Here is a 19723-nt window from a genome sequence, read left to right on the forward strand (position 1 = left end):
AATCCGCTGGGGATCGATGGGCCGGTTGGCCCAAGATGGGGTGAACCCCCTCGATCTTGCCGACCGGAGCCTGCGCGTGCTCATACGACTTCTGCGGACCCATCTGGGTCCGTACCGGAAACCCATCGCGGTGCTGGTCCTGCTGCAGCTGCTGCAGACCAGCGCCAGCCTCTACCTGCCCACCCTCAACGCCGACATCATCGACACGGGTGTGGTCAACGGCGACACCGGCTACATCCTGCGCTTCGGCGCCCTGATGCTCGGCGTCTCGCTCGTCCAGCTCGTCTGCAACGTCGGAGCGGTCTACTACGGCGCCCGGACGGCGGCGGCCTTCGGGCGGGACGTCCGCGCGGCCGTCTTCGACCGCGTGCAGAGCTTCTCCGCACGGGAGCTCGGCCAGTTCGGCGCCCCGTCCCTGATCACCCGTACGACGAACGACGTCCAGCAGGTCCAGATGCTGGTGCTGATGACCTTCACCCTGATGGTCTCGGCCCCGATCATGTGCGTCGGCGGCATCGCCATGGCGCTCTCGCTGGACGTGCGGCTGTCGGGCGTGCTGCTCGCCGTGGTCCCGGTGCTGGGGATCGCGGTCGGCACCATCGTCTACAGGACGCGGCCGCTGTTCCGCCAGATGCAGGACCGCCTGGACACCGTGAACCGGGTGCTGCGCGAGCAGATCACCGGCAACCGGGTGATCCGGGCGTTCGTCCGCGACGACTACGAGAAGGACCGTTTCCGCGAGGCCAACGCCGACCTGACCGGCGTCTCGCTGGCCTCCGGCAAGCTCCTGGCGTACATGTTCCCCACGGTCATCGTGGTCGTGAACATCTCCAGCGTCGCCGTCATCTGGTTCGGCGCGATGCGCGTCGACAGCGGCGGCATGGAGATCGGCCAGCTGACGGCCTTCCTCGCCTACCTGATGCAGATCGTCATGTCCGTGATGATGGCCACCTTCATGTTCATGATGGTGCCGCGCGCCGAGGTCTGCGCCGAGCGCATCCAGGAGGTCCTGGACACCGAGTCGAGCGTGGTCCCGCCCGCCGAGCCGGTGCGCAAGCTGCTGCGCAGGGGCGTATTGGAGCTGCGGGGCGCCGACTTCGGCTACCCGGGTGCCGAGTCCCCGGTGCTGCGCGGGGTGAGCCTGGTGGCCCGCCCCGGCGAGACCACGGCGGTGATCGGCTCCACCGGAAGCGGCAAGTCCACGCTGCTGGGCCTGGTCCCGCGGCTGTTCGACGCGACCGGCGGCGACGTGCTGGTCGACGGGGAGGACGTACGCCGGCTCGATCCCGAGCTGTTGGCCAGGACGGTCGGCATGGTCCCGCAGAAGCCCTACCTGTTCTCCGGGACGATCGCCTCCAACCTGCGCTACGGGCGCCCGGACGCGAGTGACGAAGAGCTGTGGCAAGCGCTGGAAGTGGCGCAGGCCAAGGAGTTCGTGGCCGCGCTGGAGGGTGGCCTGGAGGCCCCCGTCACCCAGGGCGGAACCAATGTCTCCGGCGGTCAGCGCCAGCGTCTGGCCATCGCGCGCACCCTCGTGCAGCGCCCGGAGATCTACCTGTTCGACGACTCCTTCTCGGCCCTGGACTACGCGACGGACGCGGCGCTGCGCGCGGCGCTCGCCCGCGAGACCGAGGACGCGACGGTGGTCATCGTCGCCCAGCGGGTCTCCACGATCCGTGACGCCGACCGGATCGTCGTCCTGGACGAGGGCCGGGTCGTGGGCGAGGGGCGCCACCACGAGCTGATGGCCGGCAACGAGACCTATCGGGAGATCGTGCTCTCCCAGCTGACGGAGGCGGAGGCCGCATGAGCGGGCCCGGAGGACGGATGATGATGGGGCCGGCCGCTCGGTCCATGGACTTCAAGGGCTCGGGCAAGCGGCTGCTCGGCCAGCTCGCGCACGACCGCGCCAAGATCTGGGGCATGGTCGCGGCCGTCGTCGGCAGCGTCGGCTGTGCGGTGGTCGGCCCGAAGATCCTCGGTGAGGCCACCGACCTGGTGTTCGCCGGGATCGTGGGCCGGCAGATGCCGGCGGGGATCACGAAGCAGCAGGCCCTGGACGGGCTGCGCGCCAAGGGCCAGGACGGCATGGCGGACATGCTGTCCGGGACCGACTTCACCCCGGGGCAGGGCATCGACTTCGGTGCCGTCGGGGTCGTGGCGATCTGGGCGCTGGTGGTCTTCACCCTGGCCGGCCTGCTGATGCTGGTCGCGACCCGGCTGTCGAACCACGTCATGAACGGCACCGTCTACCGGATGCGCGAGGAGCTCCAGGCGAAGCTGTCGCGGCTGCCGCTGTCGTACTTCGACCAGCAGAAGCGCGGCGAGGTGCTGAGCCGGGCCACCAACGACATCGACAACATCGGCCAGACGCTCCAGCAGACGATGGGTCAGCTGCTGAACTCGCTGCTGACGATCGTCGGCGTGCTCGCCATGATGTTCTGGATCTCGCCGCTGCTGGCACTGGTCGCGCTGCTGACGGTGCCGCTGTCGGTCTTCGTCGCGGCGAAGATCGGCAAGAAGTCGCAGCCGCAGTTCGTGGCGCAGTGGAAGTCGACCGGAGCGCTCAACGCCCACATCGAGGAGATGTACTCGGGGCACAACCTGGTGAAGGTCTTCGGCCGGCAGAAGGAGTCCGCGGCCGTCTTCGCCGAGCAGAACGAGGCGCTCTACCGGGCCTCCTTCAAGGCGCAGCTGGTCAGCGGCATCATGCAGCCGGTGATGTTCTTCATCTCGAACATCAACTACGTGCTGATAGCCGTCGTCGGCGGGCTGCGGGTCGCCTCCGGCACCCTGTCGATCGGTGACGTGCAGGCCTTCATCCAGTACTCGCGGCAGTTCTCGATGCCGCTGACGCAGGTCGCCTCGATGGCGAACCTCGTGCAGTCCGGTGTCGCCTCGGCGGAGCGGGTCTACGAGTTGCTGGACGCGTCGGAGCAGGAGGCGGACGCCGAGGTTCCGGAGCGTCCGGAGGAGCTGCGGGGCCAGGTCACCTTCGACAAGGTGGCCTTCCGCTACGAGCCGGACAAGCCGCTGATCGACAACCTCTCGCTGTCGGTCGAGCCGGGCCAGACGGTCGCGATCGTCGGCCCGACGGGCGCCGGCAAGACGACGCTCGTGAACCTGCTGATGAGGTTCTACGAGGTCACCGGCGGGGAGATCGCCCTCGACGGGGTGGACATCGCGAAGATGACGCGCGAGGAACTGCGCACGGGCATCGGCATGGTGCTCCAGGACACCTGGCTGTTCGGCGGCACCATCGCGGAGAACATCGCGTACGGCGCCTCGCGCAGGGTCACTCGCGCCGAGATCGAGGAGGCGGCGCGGGCCGCGCACGCGGACCGTTTCATCCGCACCCTGCCGGACGGCTACGACACCGTCCTGGACGACGAGGGCGCGGGCGTCAGCGCGGGCGAGAAGCAACTGATCACCATCGCCCGGGCGTTCCTGTCGGACCCGGTGATCCTGGTGCTCGACGAGGCGACGAGCTCGGTGGACACCCGTACCGAGGTGCTGATCCAGAAGGCGATGGCGCGGCTCGCGCACGGCCGTACGTCCTTCGTGATCGCGCACCGGCTCTCCACGATCCGCGACGCGGACGTGATCCTGGTGATGGAGAGCGGCTCGATCGTGGAGCAGGGAACGCACGAGGAGCTGCTGGCCTCGGAGGGTGCGTACGCGCGGCTGTACGCGGCGCAGTTCGCGCAGGCGGTCGTCGAGGTCGAATAGCCGACCAGGCCGTCGCCCGGGTGCGGCGCGGGGCGGAGGGGTGCTCGGGTACGAGGCGTACCCGGGCGCCCCGGCACCCGGGTCCGCGGTGGCTAGCATGACGGCATGGCATTGGACGTGGTGATACGCCCGGCCCGGGCGGAGGACGAGCACGAGATCCTGGAGCTGCACCGCGCGGCGTGGTCGCGCGTGAGCGAACCCGGCCCCAAGCGCCCGCCGGACGCGGCGCTCTTCGACGAGCGCCACCCCGTGGAGAGCTTCCTCGTCGCGGAACACGGGCGCAGGGTCGTCGGATACGTCGCCCAGGCCCCGGCCAGTCCCCTGGCGTCCAACCGGCACGTCCGTCACATCCAGGGGCTGGCCGTCAGCGAGTCCGCCCGTGGCGGCGGAGTCGGGCAGGCCCTCGTCGAGGCGGCCTGCGCCGCCGCCCGGGCCGGTGGTGCCCGCCGCATGACCCTGCGCGTGCTCGGCCACAACGGGCCGGCGCAGCGGCTCTATCGGCGGTGCGGCTTCGCGGTGGTCGGCGTGCTGCCCGAGGAGTTCCTGCTGGACGATATCTATGTCGACGACGTCTGGATGAGCCGGAGCCTGACCGACGGCCACGGCCACGGGCCCGCGCAGCCGTAGTCGGGAACGGGGTGGGGGCGCCTGGCGGGGCGCCCCCCTTTCCCGTCGGCCGTCAGTCCAGGTAGCCCCTGAGCTGATCGGCGAAGGCGTGGTCGCGGAGCTTGTTGAGGGTCTTCGACTCGATCTGGCGGATCCGCTCGCGGGTCACGCCGAAGATCCGGCCGATCTCCTCCAGGGTGCGCGGCCGCCCGTCGGCGAGCCCGTAGCGCAGCTGCACGACCTTGCGTTCGCGTTCGCCGAGGGTCGACAGGACCGCTTCCAGGTGCTCGCGTAGCAGGAAGAAGGCGGCCGACTCCACGGGGGAGGCGGCGTCGCCGTCCTCGATGAGGTCGCCGAGGGCGACGTCGTCCTCCTCGCCGACCGGCGCGTGCAGCGAGACCGGTTCCTGGGCGAGGCGGAGCACTTCCATGACCCGCTCGGGGGTCAACTCCAGTTGGACGGCGACCTCTTCGGCGGTGGGCTCGTACCCGCGCTCCTGGAGCATGCGGCGCTGGACGCGCACGACGCGGTTGATCAGCTCGACGACGTGGACGGGGACGCGGATGGTCCGGGCCTGGTCGGCGAGGGCCCGGGACATCGCCTGCCGGATCCACCAGGTGGCGTAGGTGGAGAACTTGTACCCGCGGGCGTAGTCGAACTTCTCGACGGCCCGGATGAGCCCGAGGTTCCCCTCCTGCACGAGGTCGAGCATGGTGAGCCCGCGGCCGACGTAGCGCTTGGCGACGGAGACGACGAGCCGCAGGTTCGACTCGATGAGCCGGCGTTTGGCCATCCGCCCCATGACGACGAGCTTGTCGAGGTCCAGGGCGAGCCGGGAGTCGAGATCGGGGGTGTTGCCGAGCTTCTCCTCGGCGAACAGCCCGGCTTCGACGCGCCGCGCGAGGTCCACCTCCTCGGCGGCGGTCAGCAGGGGGATCCTGCCTATCTCGCGGAGGTACTGCCGGAACAGATCGGCGGAGGGACCCGCTCCGCCCCCGCCGTCGCTGTTGCCGCGCCTGCGCGGCGCGGGCACCGGATCGATCAGCTCCGGTACCTCGGGCTCTTCGTCCACGGCCTTGGCCTCCGAGGACTCGCTCACGTTCACGGTCAGGGTCCGGGTCTGCACGGGGGCGACCTCCAGGGCTCCGAGGACGGGGGCACCGCCTTCAGTGTGGGGTACGACACATGGCGGCCACGAGGGGCGTGCGAGCACTTTCTGAGTCCGGTGCGTGACCGGATGGTTACCCCCCGGGGAGAACCCCGATGCGGATCGGACGCATGTCCGAGATGATCGATTCCATGACCCGCCGGACCCGGCTCGGCAGGGGAGGCTGCGCCCGACCTTCCCCGACGCCCCCTGATCAGGCGGGCTCGACGCGGACCGCGCAGACCTTGAACTCCGGCATCCGGGAGACCGGGTCGAGGGCCGGGTTGGTCAGGGTGTTGGCGCGGCCCTCGCCCGGCCAGTGGAAGGGCATGAAGACGGTGTCCGCGCGGATGGTGTCGGTGATCCGGGCCGGGGCCACCGCGCGGCCGCGCCGGGAGGTCACGGCGAGGGGGCTGCCGTCGACCGCGCCGATGCGGGCGGCGAGGCGCGGGTGGAGTTCCACGAAGGGGCCGGGGGCGGCCGAGTTGAGCTCGTCCACCCGCCGGGTCTGAGCGCCGGACTGGTACTGGGCGACCACGCGTCCGGTGGTGAGCAGCACCGGGTACTCGGCGTCGGGGACCTCGTCGGCGTCGCGGTGGGAGACGGGGACGAAGCGGGCCCGGCCGTCGTCGGTGGCGAAGCGGTCCAGGAAGAGGCGCTCGGTGCCCGCCGAGCCCTCGGGGCAGGGCCAGAACACGCCCTGTTCGGCCTCGATGCGGGCGTAGGTGATGCCCGAGTAGTCGGCCGGGCCGCCGGCGGAGGCGCGGCGCAGTTCCTCGAAGACCTCCTCCGGCTCGGTCGGGAAGCCCTTCTCGATGCCCATGCGGGCGGCGAGTCCGTGGAGGACGTCCAGGTCGGTGCGGACGCCCGGGGGCGGGGTCAGGGCGCGGCGGCGGAGCAGGACGCGGCCTTCGAGGTTGGTGGTGGTGCCGGTCTCCTCGGCCCACTGGGTGACGGGGAGGACCACGTCGGCGAGGGCCGCGGTCTCGGAGAGGACTACGTCGGCGACCGCGAGGAAGTCCAGGGAGCGGATGCGGTCCTCGACGTGGGCGGCGCGGGGGGCCGAGACCACCGGGTTGGAGCCCATCAGCAGCAGGGCCCGGACGTCCGTGCCGAGGGCGTCGAGGAGTTCGTAGGCGCTGCGGCCGGGGCCGGGGAGGTCGTCGGGGTCGACGCCCCAGACCTCCGCCACGTGCGCGCGGGCCGCCGGGTCGGTGAGCTTGCGGTAGCCGGGGAGCTGGTCGGCCTTCTGGCCGTGCTCGCGGCCGCCCTGACCGTTGCCCTGGCCGGTGAGGCAGCCGTAGCCGGAGAGCGGGCGGCCGGCCCGGCCGGTGGCGAGGCACAGGTTGATCCAGGCGCCGACGGTGTCGGTGCCCTTGGACTGCTGCTCGGGGCCGCGTGCGGTGAGGACCATGGCGGATTCGGGGGCGCAGAACAGGGCGACGGCCTCGCGGAGCTTGGGCACGGGGACGCCGGTGATGCGTTCCACCAGCTCGGGCCAGTGGGCCATGGCCGCCGCCCGGGCTTCCTCCCAGCCGGTGGTGCGGGCGGCGATGAACTCCTCGTCGGTGCGCCCCTGCGCGACGATCAGATGCAGCAGGCCGAGGGCGAGCGCGAGGTCGGTGCCCGGGCGGGGCGCGAGGTGCAGGTCGGCCTGTTCGGCGGTGCGGGTGCGGCGCGGATCGATGACGATCAGGGTGCCGCCGCGCGCCTTGAGCTCGGTGAGGTAGCGCAGGGCGGGCGGCATGGTCTCGGCCAGGTTGGAGCCGACGAGGATCACGCAGCCGGTGCGCGGGATGTCCTCCAGCGGGAAGGGCAGCCCGCGGTCGAGCCCGAAGGCCCGCTGGTGCGCCGCGGCGGCCGAGGACATGCAGAACCGGCCGTTGTAGTCGATCTGCGAGGTGCGCAGGGCGACGCGGGCGAACTTGCCGAGCGCGTACGCCTTCTCGTTGGTGAGCCCGCCGCCGCCGAAGACCCCGACCGCGTCCGGACCGTGCGCGCGGCCCGTGCGGGCGAGGCCCTCGGCGACGGCGTCGAGGGCCTCCTCCCAGGTGGCCGGCTCCAGCCGCCCGGCGTGGGTGCGGACGAGCGGGCCGGTCAGGCGCACCCGGGAGGAGAGCACGGCGGGGGCGGTGCGGCCCTTGCCGCACAGCGCGCCCCGGTTCACGGGGAAGTCGGTCCGCTCCTCCACCGTCACGCCCGCGCCGCCGTCCGCGGGGCGCAGGTTCATGCCGCACTGCAGCGCGCAGTACGGGCAGTGCGTGGCGGTGACCGGCTCCGAGATGTGCATGCGACCAGGCTGCGGCGCCGGTGTTACGCGGACCGCAGCACCGCGTTACGGGCCGGGATGCTCTGCCTCAGCGCGGCCCGGCGGCGCCGGTGAGGAAGCCGCGGCCGACGGGCGGGGGACCGGACCGGCGGCCGGTTGTCGGCCGGTCAGGTACTTCACCGTCAGGCCCGCGGTCCAGCCGCCGTCCACCGCCAGCTCGGCGCCCGTCATGTAGCCGGCGGCGTCCGAGAGGAGGAAGGCGACGGCGGCGGCGATCTCGTCGGGGACGCCGACGCGGCCCAGCGGGGCGCCGGGGTAGTTGCCCTCGCCCGCCCGGATGCCGACGGGGGCGGTCATGGGGGTCAGCGTCATGCCGGGATGGACGGAGTTCACGCGGATCCCCGCCTCGGCGAGCTCGACCGCGCCGATCTTCGACAGTCCGCGCACGCCCCATTTGGAGGCCCCGTACCCGGCGGTGAGGGCGAGGCCGGTCAGGCCGGCGGCCGAGGAGATGTTGACGATGGAGCCGCCGCCGTTCGCGCGCAGCAGCGGGATCGCGGTCTTGATGCCGATGAACACGCCGACCAGGTTGACCTCGACGACCTGGCGGAAGTGCTCGACGCTCTCGTGCTCGAGGAACTGGCCGGTGGCGATGCCCGCGTTGTTCACCAGGCCGTCCACGCGGCCGAACTCGGCGACCGCGTACTCCAGCGCCGCCCGCCAGTCCGCCTCGCTCGTCACGTCGTGCCGCAGGAAGCGGGCGGCGTCGCCGAGCTGGGCGGCCGTCTCGGCGCCCTCCGCCTCCAGGATGTCGGTGATCAGCACCGTGCCGCCGCCGTCCACGACGGCCCGCGCGGCCGCGGCGCCCAGGCCGCGGGCTCCGCCGGTGATGACGACGACCTTGTCGCTGAGATCCACGACAGCCACGGTTCCCCACCCCTGTTGCTCGAACGGACGGCCCGGACCGGCTCCCGTATATGACTATTAGAAATAGCCGGTGCGCGCGTCAGTCTGCCAGAGCGGCCAGGGCCCGCGACACCCCCTCCTCCTTCGGTCCGAGGAACCGCGGGGCCGGCTTGAGGGCCGCGTCCAGCGCCGCCTTGCCGGCCGCGAACACCTCGCGCGTCTCGCCGTAGTACCAGGTGGCGTCGTGCACGTCGGCGACCCCGACGCCGTACGAGTCCAGGCCCGCCGCCTGGCACAGGGCGACGGCCCGGCGGATGTGGAAGCCCTGGGTGACCAGCACGGCCCGCTCGACCCCGAAGATCTTCTTGGCGCGCACGCAGGAGTCCCAGGTGTCGAAGCCGGCGTAGTCGCTGACGATCCGCGTGTCCGGCACCCCCTTGCGCGTGAGGTAGGTCCGCATCGCGTTCGGCTCGTCGTACTCGGTGCGGCTGTTGTCCCCGGTGACCAGTACGACCTTGACCTTCCCGGTGCGGTACAGCTCGGCGGCGGCGTCGAGCCGGTCCGCCAGGTAGGGGGTGGGCCGGCTTCCCAGCAGGCCCGCCCCGAACACCACGGCCACCTCGGAGGCCGGCGCGTCGGCCGTGGTCCGCAACCGGTCGGCGGCCGCCGCGTGCATCCACGCCGAGGGCAGCAGCGCCAGCACGCAGCCCGCCATGACGGTCTGCACCGCCAGCCTCCGGGCCCGTACGGTGCGCAGCGCGGCCGCCGTCCGGCTCCACGTGACTCTCGGCAGGCGCGGTCCGCGCATCATCCATCCCCTGGTGTCTCGACTGCTGGTTCCCTGGTCAGGACGTCGCCGGGGGCCCGCTTGGTTCGCCGGCCCTCCCCGCCGCAGGCGCGCGGCCCCGGGGGCGGCCGAAGCGGGCCCCGACAGGCGGGCGGAGGGGCCTGTGAGCACACGGCAAAGACCCGTCACCCCCGCGCAACGCACCGGCAACGTCGGGCGCGCAGGATCGGTTCATGACGGAGCCGGTGCACCCTCCCGCGTTTCCCGCCCTCCCCTTCGACAGCGCGGCCGAACTCCTCGGCCGTATCACCCTCCAGCTGGGCACCCAGCTCAGCGGCCTGCGCCGACCCGGAGTCCGCCCATGCAGCCCACCCTCGTCGCCGTGGCCCACGGCAGTCGCGACCCGCGCGCCCCGCACACCGCCCTCGCCCTCCTCGAACGGGTCCGCGAGCTCCGTCCCCGGCTCGACGTCCGGCTCGGCCACATCGAGCTGAACGAGCCGCTGCTCGGCTCCGTCCTCGGGGAACTGCGCGGCGCGGCCGTGCTCGTCCCGCTGCTGCTCGGCCGGGGGTACCACGTCAAGCGCGACCTTCCCGCGGCCGCCGCCCGGGCCGCGCACCTGAGCGTCCGCGTCGCCGACCCGCTGGGCCCGCACCCGCTGCTCGTCGAGGCCCTGTACGAGCGGCTCGTGGAGGCCGGCTGGAGCGCCGGCACCCCGGTCGTGCTCGCCGCCGCCGGTTCCCGCGACCCCGACTCGGCGGCCGACACCCGCCGCACCGCGGCCCTGCTCGCCGAGCGCCTCGATGGTGTCCCGGTGGTCCCGGCCTACGCCTCCGCCGCCGCGCCGAGCGCCCCCGAGGCGGTCCGCGCGCTGGCCGCCCGCGGCCACCACCGGATCGCCGTGGCCTCGTACTTCGCCGCTCCCGGCCGGTTCGCCGCGCAGAGCGCCGCGGCGGCGCCCGCGCTCGCCGCCGCCCCGCTGGGCGACCACCCGGCCCTGGCCCGTCTGCTGCTGCACCGCTACGACGAGGCGCTCGCCCGCCCCGCCCGGCCCGCACGGCCGGAACTCGTCTCCGCCTGATCCCGGTTTGTCAGTCATTCCGGTTACCGTCTCTTCCATGGAAGGCACCACGCAGGCCCCCGCAGACGACCACGACGACCTCTACGACGCAGCCGACACCGAGCGCTGGGCAGCCGAACCCGACAAACGGCCCGGCCGGACCGCCTTCCAGCGCGACCGCGCCCGTGTGCTCCACTCCGCCGCGCTGCGCCGCCTCGCCGGGAAGACCCAGGTCGTCACGCCGGGCACCCGCTCGTACGACTGGGACGCGAGTCCCCGTACCCGCCTCACCCACTCCCTGGAGTGCGCCCAGGTCGGGCGGGAGCTCGGCGCCGCGCTCGGCTGCGATCCCGACCTGGTCGAAGCCGCGTGCCTCTCGCACGACATGGGCCACCCGCCCTTCGGCCACAACGGCGAGGAGGCGCTCAACGAGTTCGCCAAGGACTGCGGGGGCTTCGAGGGCAACGCCCAGTCGCTGCGCCTGCTGACCCGGCTGGAGCCCAAGCGGTTCGTGCCCGACCCGGCGAGCGGCGAGCTCGTCAGCGTCGGCCTCAACCTCACCCGGGCCTGCCTGGACGCCGCCACCAAGTACCCGTGGGCCCGCGGGGACCACCCCACCGACCCCGGCTCGGTGAAGTTCGGGGCGTACGAGGACGACCTGCCGGTCTTCGCCTGGCTGCGCCGCGGCGCGCCCGCGGACCGCAAGTGCTTCGAGGCGCAGGTCATGGACTGGGCGGACGACGTCGCGTACTCCGTCCACGACTTCGAGGACGGCCTGCACGCCGGCCACCTCGATCCCAATCTGCTCTTCGCCGAGCCCGAGCGCACCGCGATCTGGCGGGTCGCCATCGGCCGCTACGTGCCCGCCGACACCGAGCCGGAGGAGCTGCGGGCCGCGCTGGACCGGCTGATGGAGGAGGAGTGGTGGCCGCACGGGTACGACGGTTCGGCCGTCGCCCAGGCCCGGCTGAAGGACGCGACGAGCCAGCTGATCGGCCGGTTCTGCCTGGCCGCCGAGGGCGCCACCCGTGAGGCGTACGGTTCCGGCCGCCTCACCCGGTACGGCGCCGAACTGGTGGTCCCGCGCGAGGCGCGCAACGAGTGCGCGGTGCTCAAGGCGGTGGCCGACCTGTACGTCATGCAGCGCGACGAGCAGGAGCGGATCCGCGCCGACCAGCGCATCGTCCTGGCCGAACTCGCCGAGGCGCTCAGCGCCCGGGCCCCCGAGGGGCTGGACCCGCAGTTCCGGGCGATCTTCGACGCCGCGCCGGACGACCGGGCCAGGAAACGGGCGGTCATCGACCAGATCGCGTGTCTCACCGACGCAGCCGCCCGTTCCCTGCACGCACGCCTCACGCGGCGCACCCGACGCGCCGATGGGTGAGCCGATCGCGCCACTCCCCCATCACGCGGCAGGCTCAGTGCGGGACGCTCGCATGTGGTCGCATGTGGCGGAGAGGTTATGAGGAGGCATCAGGTGGTCGACGCACACCGGACGTTCGTCATCGTCGGCGCAGGGCTCGCCGGGGCGAAGGCGGCCGAAACGCTGAGGTCCGAGGGGTTCACGGGGCGGGTGATCCTGATCGGCGACGAGCGCGACCACCCGTACGAACGGCCCCCGCTCTCCAAGGGCTACCTGATGGGCAAGGAGGACCGCGACAGCGTCTTCGTCCACGAGCCGTCCTGGTACGCGGCCTCCGACATCGAGCTGCACCTCGGCCAGCCGGCCGTCCAGCTCGACCGGGACGCCAAGAAGGTGGTCCTCGGCGACGGCACGGCCCTGCACTACGACAAGCTGCTGCTGGCCACCGGCGCCGAACCGCGCCGCCTGGACATCCCCGGGACGGGTCTCGCCGGGGTGCACCACCTGCGGCGCCTCGCGCACGCCGAGCGGCTGAAGGGGGTCCTCGCCGGGCTCGGCCGCGACAACGGGCACCTGCTCATCGCGGGCGCCGGATGGATCGGCCTGGAGGTCGCCGCCGCGGCCCGCGGGTACGGCGCGGAGGTCACCGTCGTCGAGCCGGAGGCCACGCCGCTGCACGCGGTGCTCGGCCCGGAGATCGGCCGGCTCTTCGGCGACCTGCACACCGACCACGGGGTGCGCTTCCACTTCGGGGCGCGGCTGACCGAGATCGTGGGTCACGACGGCATGGTGCTGGCCGCCCGTACGGACGACGGGGAGGAGCACCCGGCGCACGCGGTGCTCGCCGCGATCGGGGCCGCGCCGCGGACCGCGCTCGCCGAGACCTCCGGGCTGGCCCTGGTCGACCGGGAGCACGGCGGCGGGATCGCCGTGGACGAGTACCTGCGCACCTCCGACCCGGACGTCTACGCGGCCGGGGACGTGGCCGCCGCCCACCACCCGGTGCTCGGGACCCGGCTGCGGGTGGAGCACTGGGCCAACGCGCTCAACGGCGGTCCGGCCGCGGCGCGGGCGATGCTGGGCCGGGAGGTCGCCTACGACCGGGTGCCGTACTTCTTCTCGGACCAGTACGACGTGGGGCTGGAGTACTCGGGGTACGCGCCGCCCGGCGGCTACGACCAGGTGCTGATCCGCGGGGACGCGGGCAAGCGGGAGTTCATCGCCTTCTGGCTCTCCGAGGGGCGGGTGCTGGCCGGGATGAACGTGAACGTGTGGGACGTCACCGACCAGATCCAGGCCCTGATCAGGGCGAAGGCGCCGGTGGACCGGGAGGCCCTCGCGGATCCGTCCGTTCCGCTTGAGTCGCTGGTCACGGCGGAGGGTGCCTGACAGGATTGTCCGCGCCCGGCCGTAGACTTCACGGGTGGCTGGACGGATCAATGACGACGACGTGAAGGCGGTACGGGACGCGGTCCCGATCGACGCCGTCGTCTCCGAATACCTCCAGCTGCGCAACGCCGGCGGCGGCAACCTCAAGGGCCTGTGCCCCTTCCACGACGAGAAGTCCCCGTCCTTCCAGGTCAGTCCCAGCAAGGGCCTGTACCACTGCTTCGGCTGCCAGGCGGGCGGGGACACCCTCGACTTCGTCATGAAGATCGACCACCTCTCCTTCTCGGAGGCGGTCGAGCGCCTGGCCGGCCTGGCCGGCATCACCCTGCGGTACGAGGAGGGCGGCTACACCTCCGGCACCAGCGGCCGCGGCGACCGCATCCGGCTGGTCGAGGCCCACAAGGCCGCCGCCCAGTTCTACGTCGACCAGCTCGGCAGCCCCGAGGCGGAGATCGGCCGCAAGTTCCTGGCCGAGCGCGGCTTCGACCAGGCCGCGGCCGCCCACTTCAGCGTGGGCTACAGCCCGGCCGGCTGGGACCACCTGACCCGCTTCCTGCGCGGCAAGGGCTTCACCGACAAGGAACTGATCACCTCCGGGCTCGCCCAGGACAGCCGCAGCGGCAAGCCCATCGACCGTTTCCGCGGTCGGCTGATGTGGCCGATCCGCGACATCAGCGGCGAGGTCGTCGGCTTCGGCGCGCGCAAGCTGCGCGAGGACGACAACGGTCCCAAGTACCTGAACACCCCCGAGACGGCGATCTACAAGAAGTCCCAGGTGCTCTACGGCATCGACCTGGCCAAGAAGGAGATCGCGAAGACCTCCCGGGCGGTCGTCGTCGAGGGCTACACCGACGTGATGGCCTGCCACCTCGCCGGTGTCACCACCGCCATCGCCACCTGCGGCACCGCCTTCGGCGGGGACCACATCAAGATCCTGCGCCGGTTGCTGATGGACAACGCGACCGCCGAGGTGATCTTCACCTTCGACGGTGACGCGGCGGGCCAGAAGGCGGCGCTGCGTGCCTTCGAGGACGACCAGAAGTTCGCCGCCGAGACCTCCATCACCATCGCCCCGGGTGGGATGGACCCCTGTGACCTGCGGCTCGCCCAGGGCGACGCCGCCGTCTCGGGGCTGGTGGAGTCCCGCACCCCGCTGTTCGAGTTCGCGCTGCGGCACATCGTCTCCCGGCACAACCTGGAGAACCCGGCGGGCCGCGCCGCCGCGCTGGCCGAGGCCGCGCCGGTCGTCGCGAGCATCAAGGACCTCTCGATCCAGCACGAGTCCGCCGTCCAGCTGGCCGGAATGCTGGGCATCCTCGACGAGCAGTTCGTCGTCAAGCGGGTCGCGCAGCTGGCGCGGTGGGCGCGCGAGCGCGGCAACCAGCCCCAGCAGCAGGGCCGCGGGCGCCCCCAGGCGCCGGCCCCCGCCGCGCCGCCGGCGCCGGTCGGTGGCGGGCCCGCCCTGAACCTGCGCAGCCCCGCCCACCGCACCGAGCGGGAGCTGCTCAAGCTGGCGCTCCAGCGGCCCGCGCTGGTCTCCCCCGCGTTCGACGCGTACGGCATCGACGAGTTCACCGCCCCGCCCTACGCGGCGGTCCGCCAGGCCATCCAGGACGCGGGCGGCGTCTCGCAGGCCGGCGACGACTACCTGGCCCGCGTCCGCGACGCCGCCCCGAACGACACCGTCCGCGCGATGGTCACGGAGCTTGCGGTGGAGGCCATCCACGCCAAGACGGTGGACGAGGTATACGCCGGGGTCCAGCTGGTCCAGGTCCGCCTGCGCGCCGTCGACCGCCGGGTCCTGGAGATCCAGGGCGCCCTGACCCGCCTGAGCCCGCAGGCCCCGCCGGAGCAGCACGCGGCGGTCCAGGAGGAGCTGTGGGTGCTCCAGCAGTACGGCCAGCGCCTGCGCAACCGCGGCGCCGAGGGCCTCTGACCGCCGCTACCCCCTCCAGGCCCCGCCCCGGCGCCCGAACCAGTCGCCGCCCGGTATCTCGGTCCCCGATTCCCGCAGGTCGCGGGCGAGCAGCGGGGCCGCCAGGTAGACCCAGGCCCGCACCGGGCTGCCGTCAGGGCGCAGGGCCCGGCGGGCGGTCCGGTCGTAGACGTTCCCCGGGCGGTCCGGGCCCCCGTACTCCTCCAGCACGTCCAGCGCGGCCAGCAGCTCCCCGTACGCGCCCGGCGCCGCGGTGATCAGCTCGCCGACGACGGCCGAACCGGGCCGGTGCACCGCGTACGGATATCCGGGGCCGTCGTAGAGCACCGCGTCCGGGAGGGTGGCGGGCTCCTCCGAGGCCGTGCGGCCGCGCAGGAACAGGGCGTGGTTGACCTCGCCGGGCCGCAGGGTCCCGTAGACGAAGAACGGGAGCGGGGCGGTCGGGTCTTGTGGCCGTTCGACCGATGTCACGGGGCCCTCCCTCGGGATAGGGCGCAGCGTCCGCCGGCCGGGCCCGAAAGTCCCGACCTCCCTGCGCCCCACCACCGTACGCACCGCTGTGACACGATCTCGCTCCCCCCGGCCTGACCGTCGCCCGCGCAGGGTGGGAGTCGCCCGGGGTCACCCGTGGTCACCCGGACGGCGCGGGCCGCGTGGACCGCGCGGATGGCGGCACGGGCGTCCCTGACCTGCGGACACGGCTCGCGCCCGGACCGCGTACGGGCATACCTGACGGGACATCAGCAGGCGCGCGGCGGCCCGGCCGGGTTATCTCGGAAGCACGACCCCGTGTCTTCAGGAGAGCCCCCATGCGCCGACGTACCGCACACGTGCTGACCGCGACCGCGCTGACCGCCGCCGCGTTCACCGGGCCGGTCGCCGGCGCGGTCGCCGCCGTGGACCTGGGCATGGTGGGCTTCGCGCCCGGGGACTTCGCCCGGCTGGAGGTGTGGCCCAAGTCCGCCGCCCCCGGCGCCACCGTGACCGTGAACACCACCGCCTGCGGGTCCGGCAGTCACGCGGAGGGCGATGCCACCACGGTCGGCGGTGGCCGGTTCAAGCTGGTCCCGGGCACCCACAAGGAGGTGGTCGTGGGGCAGTTCCAGGTGGCCCCCGGCACCCGGCCCGGCACCTACGGCATCGGCGCGACCTGCGCGAACGGCAAGTTCGCCACCGGCGACCTGGTCGTCACCGAACGCGGCCCGCAGGGTCACGTCAACACCGGGGTGGGCGGTGGCACGACCACCACCACCGACCCCGCCAAGATCGCGGCGGGAGCTGCCGTACTGGCCGCTGCCGCCGTCGGCGGTACCTGGCTCCTGCGTCGCCGGGCGAGCGGCACGCGGAGCTGACGGACGCCCACCGCGGCTCCGGCCGCGGTCCGACCGGTACCGTCCCCCGTCGCCCGCCCCGCGAGGTCCCCCCGTTCGCGGGGCCGGGCGACGGCCAGTCACCCCGAAACGGAAGCCGAGGGGGTACGCATGGGTGGCGAATTCGGTGGTGTCCGCGGCCCCGGCCGGCAGCCCTGGCCCCCGCCCGGCCGCCCCGCACCCACCGCGCGCACACCGGCCCGGGGCATCCGCCCGACCGCCCGTCACGGGGGGCTCGTCGCGCTCGCCGCCTGCATCGGCATCTGGCTCGTCACGAGCGGTTCCCGGGAGCCGGTCGGGCCGCCGCTGCCCTCCCCCGCCGAGGCCCTGACCGCCGCCGGCATCATGGGCCCGGGCATCGCCCCGCTCCCCGGGTCCCCGCCCGGCAGGATCCGGATCCCCTCCATCCGGGTCGACGCGCCGCTGACCGGACTGGGTCTCGAGCCGGACGGCAGCCTCGAAGTGCCACCGCCGGACCGGCGCGACCTGGCCGGCTGGTACCGCGAGGGCACCACCCCGGGCGCCACCGGCACGGCCGTCATCGCCGGGCACGTGGACGACGCCGCCGGGCCGGGGGTCTTCTACCACCTGGGCGCGCTGCGCCGGGGGGCGGCGATCGAGATCCCGCGCGCGGACGGCCGTACGGCGGTGTTCACGGTCCACGCGGTCGAGGTCTACGACGCCAAGGCCTTCCCGGACACCCGCGTGTACGGCCCTTCGGCGCGGGCCGAGCTGCGGGTGATCACCTGCGGCGGCGGTTTCTCGCCGCGCACCGGCTACCGGGGCAACGTGGTCGTCTTCGCGCACCTCACCGGGACGTACTGAGGCGGGGTCATCCCCACTGTTCGAAACCGAGCTTGACCACCAGCGCGCCCACGACGGTGAGCAGCACGCCGCGGACGAAGCCGCTGCCCTTCTTCAGCGCCATGCGGGCGCCGATCATGCCACCGGCCAGGTTGAAGACCGCCATGAGCGCGGCGAGCTGCCACAGCACCATGCCCTGGTAGGCGAACATCGCGAGCGCCCCCGCGTTGGTGCAGCAGTTGACGATCTTGGCGGTGGCGGAGGCGGTGACCAGGTCCAGGTGGAGCAGCGCCGTGAGCGCGAGCACCAGGAAGGTGCCGGTGCCGGGCCCGATGAGGCCGTCGTAGAAGCCGATGCCGAGGCCGGCGAGCGCGATGGCGAGGAGCACCCGCTGCCGGCTGACGGGCGCGGTCGAGGGGGCGGTGCCGAAGCCGGGCTTGAAGATCACGACGCCCGCGACGATCACGAGCACGCCCATGATCAGCGGGCGGAGCGCGTCCTTGCTGATGCCGCCGGCGAGCGCGGCGCCGCCCATGGAGCCGGCGAGCGCGGCCAGGCCGATGCGGACGGCGAGCTTCACGTCCACCGGCGCCTTGCGGACGTAGGTGACCGCGGCGCCCGCCGTGCCGACGATGGCCACGGCCTTGTTGGTGCCGAGGACGGTGGCGGGGTGGGCGTTCGGCAGGCCGAGCAGGAGTGCGGGCAGGAGCAGCAGGCCGCCGCCGCCCACCACGGCGTCGATCCAGCCGGCCGCGGCCGCTGCCACGCACAGGACAATGATCATGGTCGTTGATATGTCAGGCACGACCTGACCCTATGGAGCTGTCAGGTGCAGGCACCATTCAATCCCCGGAAAGTTGCGCAAAGGTTGAGCTTCACCGGGCCGCCGCCCGGTCCGGAGCCACCGTCTCACCTGTGCCGCCAGGCCTCACCGACCCTTGACCCCGCCGCTGAGGTGGGCGTTCCGTCCGGGTAACAGGGGCGATGCCGAGGGGAAACAGCGGCCGCGCACGCTCGTGCCATGACCTCGGACCAGCGTGTGGTGGTGATCGGCGGCGGCCTCGCGGGACTGCGACTGGCCGCACGCCTGACCGGTGCGGCGGCGGTGACCGTCCTCGGCGAGGAACCGCACGTCCCCTACAACCGCGTCCTGCTCGCGGAGGTCCTCGCCGGCCGCTACGCACCGGAGGTCACCGCCCTCCCGACGCCCGGCCCGGCCTTGCGCCGGGGGGTCCGGGCGGTACGGATCGACCGCGCGGACCGGACCGTACGGTGTGACGACGGCACGGTGGCGGAGTACGACACCCTGGTGCTGGCGACGGGCTCGAACGCGGTGCTCCCGCCGCTGCGCGGGCTGTTCGAGCCCGACGGGCGGGACCTCCCCGACGGGGTCCACGCCTTCCGCACGATGGACGACTGCCTGGCCCTCTCGGCGGCCGTACGCCCCGGGGTGCGGGCGGTGGTGATCGGCGGGGGTTTGCTGGGCGTCTCCGCGGCCCGTGCGCTCGCCGCGCGGGGGGCGCTGGTCGTCCTGGCCCAGCAGGGCGAGCGCCTGATGGAACGCCAGCTGGACGCCGAGTCCTCGGCCCTGCTGGCCACCCACCTGACCGACCTCGGCGTGGAGATCCACACGGAATGCCGGGTCCGCGGCCTGACCACTGCGCGTCCGCTCCCGGGGGCTCCGCCCCCCGCCCCCCGCGCCTCGAACGCCGGTGCACATCCAGCCCCTCCGGCGTTTGAGGAGCGGGGTCCGGGGCGGAGCCCCGGCGGCGCAGCCGCAACGGGCAACCGCCGCGTCACCGGCGTCGAGCTCGCCGACGGCTACCGGCTCGACGCCGACGTGGTCGTGCTCGCCTGCGGCGTACGCCCCCGCACCGGCCTCGCCCAGGCCGCCGGCCTCACCGTCCGCAAGGGCATCGTGGTCGACGACCACCTCCGCACCGGCGACCCCCGCGTCCACGCCATCGGCGACTGCGCCGAGCACGCCGGCCAGGTGTACGGCCTGGCGGGCGCCGCCCTGGAGCAGGCCGACACCCTCGCCGCGGTCCTCACCGGAACCCCCGCGCGCTACACCGGCACCCGCGCCCTCACCCGCCTCACCCTCGGCGGAGCCGAGAACGGCTCCCTGGACCTCGCCGCCTTCGGCGAGACCACCCCCCGCCCCGGCGACGACGTGGTCCGCCTCGCCGACGCCACCCGCCGGACCTACCGCAAGGTCGTCCTCCGCGACGACCAGCTCGTGGGCGGCGTACTGCTCGGCGAGCTCTCCACCGTGGGCGCCCTCGCCCGCACCTGGGAGGGCGGCGAGTCCCCGCACGACCTGTTCCACCTGCTCACCGACGACGGAGGCCACTGAG

At 73.3% G+C, this 19723-nt stretch carries 16 protein-coding genes; 10 read left to right on the forward strand and 6 right to left on the reverse strand.

The window, feature by feature from the left end:
* Positions 1–76: 76 nt before the first annotated feature.
* From ACZ6JT_RS09685 to ACZ6JT_RS09695, 3 genes are all read left to right on the forward strand, one after another.
* Positions 77–1810, forward strand: coding sequence for an ABC transporter ATP-binding protein (locus ACZ6JT_RS09685; protein WP_469208931.1), 1734 nt, complete (start codon positions 77–79; stop codon positions 1808–1810).
* Positions 1807–3729, forward strand: coding sequence for an ABC transporter ATP-binding protein (locus tag ACZ6JT_RS09690; protein ID WP_469208932.1), 1923 nt, complete (start codon positions 1807–1809; stop codon positions 3727–3729). Before ACZ6JT_RS09685 ends, ACZ6JT_RS09690 begins: the two co-directional genes overlap by 4 nt.
* Before the next feature lie 105 nt (positions 3730–3834).
* Positions 3835–4356 (forward strand): GNAT family N-acetyltransferase, encoded by a 522-nt coding sequence (locus ACZ6JT_RS09695; protein ID WP_469208933.1) that lies wholly within the window; start codon positions 3835–3837, stop codon positions 4354–4356.
* A gap of 52 nt (positions 4357–4408) precedes the next feature.
* Here ACZ6JT_RS09695 and ACZ6JT_RS09700 read toward each other — a convergent pair whose 3' ends face one another.
* The 4 genes from ACZ6JT_RS09700 to ACZ6JT_RS09715 all read right to left on the reverse strand — a co-directional run bounded on the left by ACZ6JT_RS09700 (position 4409) and on the right by ACZ6JT_RS09715 (position 9465).
* Positions 4409–5461, reverse strand: coding sequence for an RNA polymerase sigma factor (locus ACZ6JT_RS09700; RefSeq protein WP_469208934.1), 1053 nt, complete (start codon positions 5459–5461; stop codon positions 4409–4411).
* A gap of 235 nt (positions 5462–5696) precedes the next feature.
* A complete protein-coding gene (locus ACZ6JT_RS09705) occupies positions 5697–7772 on the reverse strand; it encodes a molybdopterin oxidoreductase family protein (RefSeq protein WP_469208935.1) in 2076 nt (691 codons plus the stop codon).
* Positions 7773–7817: 45 nt separating this feature from the next.
* Positions 7818–8669 (reverse strand): glucose 1-dehydrogenase, encoded by an 852-nt coding sequence (locus tag ACZ6JT_RS09710; protein ID WP_469208936.1) that lies wholly within the window; start codon positions 8667–8669, stop codon positions 7818–7820.
* Between the two features lie 88 nt (positions 8670–8757).
* Positions 8758–9465 (reverse strand): SanA/YdcF family protein, encoded by a 708-nt coding sequence (locus tag ACZ6JT_RS09715; RefSeq protein ID WP_469208937.1) that lies wholly within the window; start codon positions 9463–9465, stop codon positions 8758–8760.
* Positions 9466–9805: 340 nt separating this feature from the next.
* Between ACZ6JT_RS09715 and ACZ6JT_RS09720 the strand changes: the two genes are divergently transcribed.
* From ACZ6JT_RS09720 to dnaG, 4 genes are all read left to right on the forward strand, one after another.
* Positions 9806–10525: a sirohydrochlorin chelatase gene (locus ACZ6JT_RS09720; RefSeq protein WP_469208938.1), complete on the forward strand. Its 720-nt coding sequence runs from the start codon at positions 9806–9808 to the stop codon at positions 10523–10525.
* A gap of 37 nt (positions 10526–10562) precedes the next feature.
* Entirely contained in the window at positions 10563–11888 is a 1326-nt protein-coding gene (locus ACZ6JT_RS09725) for a deoxyguanosinetriphosphate triphosphohydrolase (protein ID WP_469208939.1), read from the forward strand.
* A gap of 93 nt (positions 11889–11981) precedes the next feature.
* A complete protein-coding gene (locus tag ACZ6JT_RS09730) occupies positions 11982–13256 on the forward strand; it encodes an NAD(P)/FAD-dependent oxidoreductase (protein WP_469208940.1) in 1275 nt (424 codons plus the stop codon).
* A gap of 34 nt (positions 13257–13290) precedes the next feature.
* Positions 13291–15192 (forward strand): DNA primase, encoded by a 1902-nt coding sequence (gene dnaG, locus ACZ6JT_RS09735; protein ID WP_469208941.1) that lies wholly within the window; start codon positions 13291–13293, stop codon positions 15190–15192.
* 6 nt (positions 15193–15198) lie between these two features.
* On the opposite strand, the gene ACZ6JT_RS09740 is transcribed toward dnaG, so the two are convergent.
* Positions 15199–15663, reverse strand: a complete 465-nt coding sequence (locus ACZ6JT_RS09740) for a gamma-glutamylcyclotransferase family protein (RefSeq protein ID WP_469208942.1) — start codon at positions 15661–15663, stop codon at positions 15199–15201.
* A gap of 338 nt (positions 15664–16001) precedes the next feature.
* Here ACZ6JT_RS09740 and ACZ6JT_RS09745 point away from each other — a divergent pair, with 338 nt between their 5' ends.
* Positions 16002–16544 (forward strand): hypothetical protein, encoded by a 543-nt coding sequence (locus ACZ6JT_RS09745; protein WP_469208943.1) that lies wholly within the window; start codon positions 16002–16004, stop codon positions 16542–16544.
* Positions 16545–16673: 129 nt separating this feature from the next.
* Entirely contained in the window at positions 16674–17387 is a 714-nt protein-coding gene (locus tag ACZ6JT_RS09750; RefSeq protein WP_469208944.1) for a class F sortase, read from the forward strand.
* A gap of 7 nt (positions 17388–17394) precedes the next feature.
* On the opposite strand, the gene ACZ6JT_RS09755 is transcribed toward ACZ6JT_RS09750, so the two are convergent.
* A complete protein-coding gene (locus tag ACZ6JT_RS09755) occupies positions 17395–18171 on the reverse strand; it encodes a sulfite exporter TauE/SafE family protein (RefSeq protein ID WP_362852541.1) in 777 nt (258 codons plus the stop codon).
* Between the two features lie 216 nt (positions 18172–18387).
* Between ACZ6JT_RS09755 and ACZ6JT_RS09760 the strand changes: the two genes are divergently transcribed.
* Complete coding sequence (locus ACZ6JT_RS09760) at positions 18388–19722, forward strand: NAD(P)/FAD-dependent oxidoreductase (protein ID WP_469208945.1); 1335 nt, start codon at positions 18388–18390, stop codon at positions 19720–19722.
* Position 19723 lies beyond the last annotated feature (1 nt).

Source organism: Streptomyces sp. NPDC046308, from assembly GCF_055588065.1.

What these genes read in the sequence shown, in the direction of transcription:
- ACZ6JT_RS09695 (WP_469208933.1), top strand. Translation starts at nt 3,835, where the DNA reads ATGGCATTGGACGTGGTGATACGCCCGGCCCGGGCGGAGGACGAGCAC.
- ACZ6JT_RS09690 (WP_469208932.1), top strand. Translation starts at nt 1,807, where the DNA reads ATGAGCGGGCCCGGAGGACGGATGATGATGGGGCCGGCCGCTCGGTCC.
- ACZ6JT_RS09725 (WP_469208939.1), top strand. Translation starts at nt 10,563, where the DNA reads ATGGAAGGCACCACGCAGGCCCCCGCAGACGACCACGACGACCTCTAC.
- ACZ6JT_RS09750 (WP_469208944.1), top strand. Translation starts at nt 16,674, where the DNA reads ATGGGTGGCGAATTCGGTGGTGTCCGCGGCCCCGGCCGGCAGCCCTGG.
- ACZ6JT_RS09715 (WP_469208937.1), bottom strand. Translation starts at nt 9,465, where the DNA reads ATGCGCGGACCGCGCCTGCCGAGAGTCACGTGGAGCCGGACGGCGGCC.
- ACZ6JT_RS09745 (WP_469208943.1), top strand. Translation starts at nt 16,002, where the DNA reads ATGCGCCGACGTACCGCACACGTGCTGACCGCGACCGCGCTGACCGCC.
- ACZ6JT_RS09720 (WP_469208938.1), top strand. Translation starts at nt 9,806, where the DNA reads ATGCAGCCCACCCTCGTCGCCGTGGCCCACGGCAGTCGCGACCCGCGC.
- ACZ6JT_RS09760 (WP_469208945.1), top strand. Translation starts at nt 18,388, where the DNA reads ATGACCTCGGACCAGCGTGTGGTGGTGATCGGCGGCGGCCTCGCGGGA.
- ACZ6JT_RS09705 (WP_469208935.1), bottom strand. Translation starts at nt 7,772, where the DNA reads ATGCACATCTCGGAGCCGGTCACCGCCACGCACTGCCCGTACTGCGCG.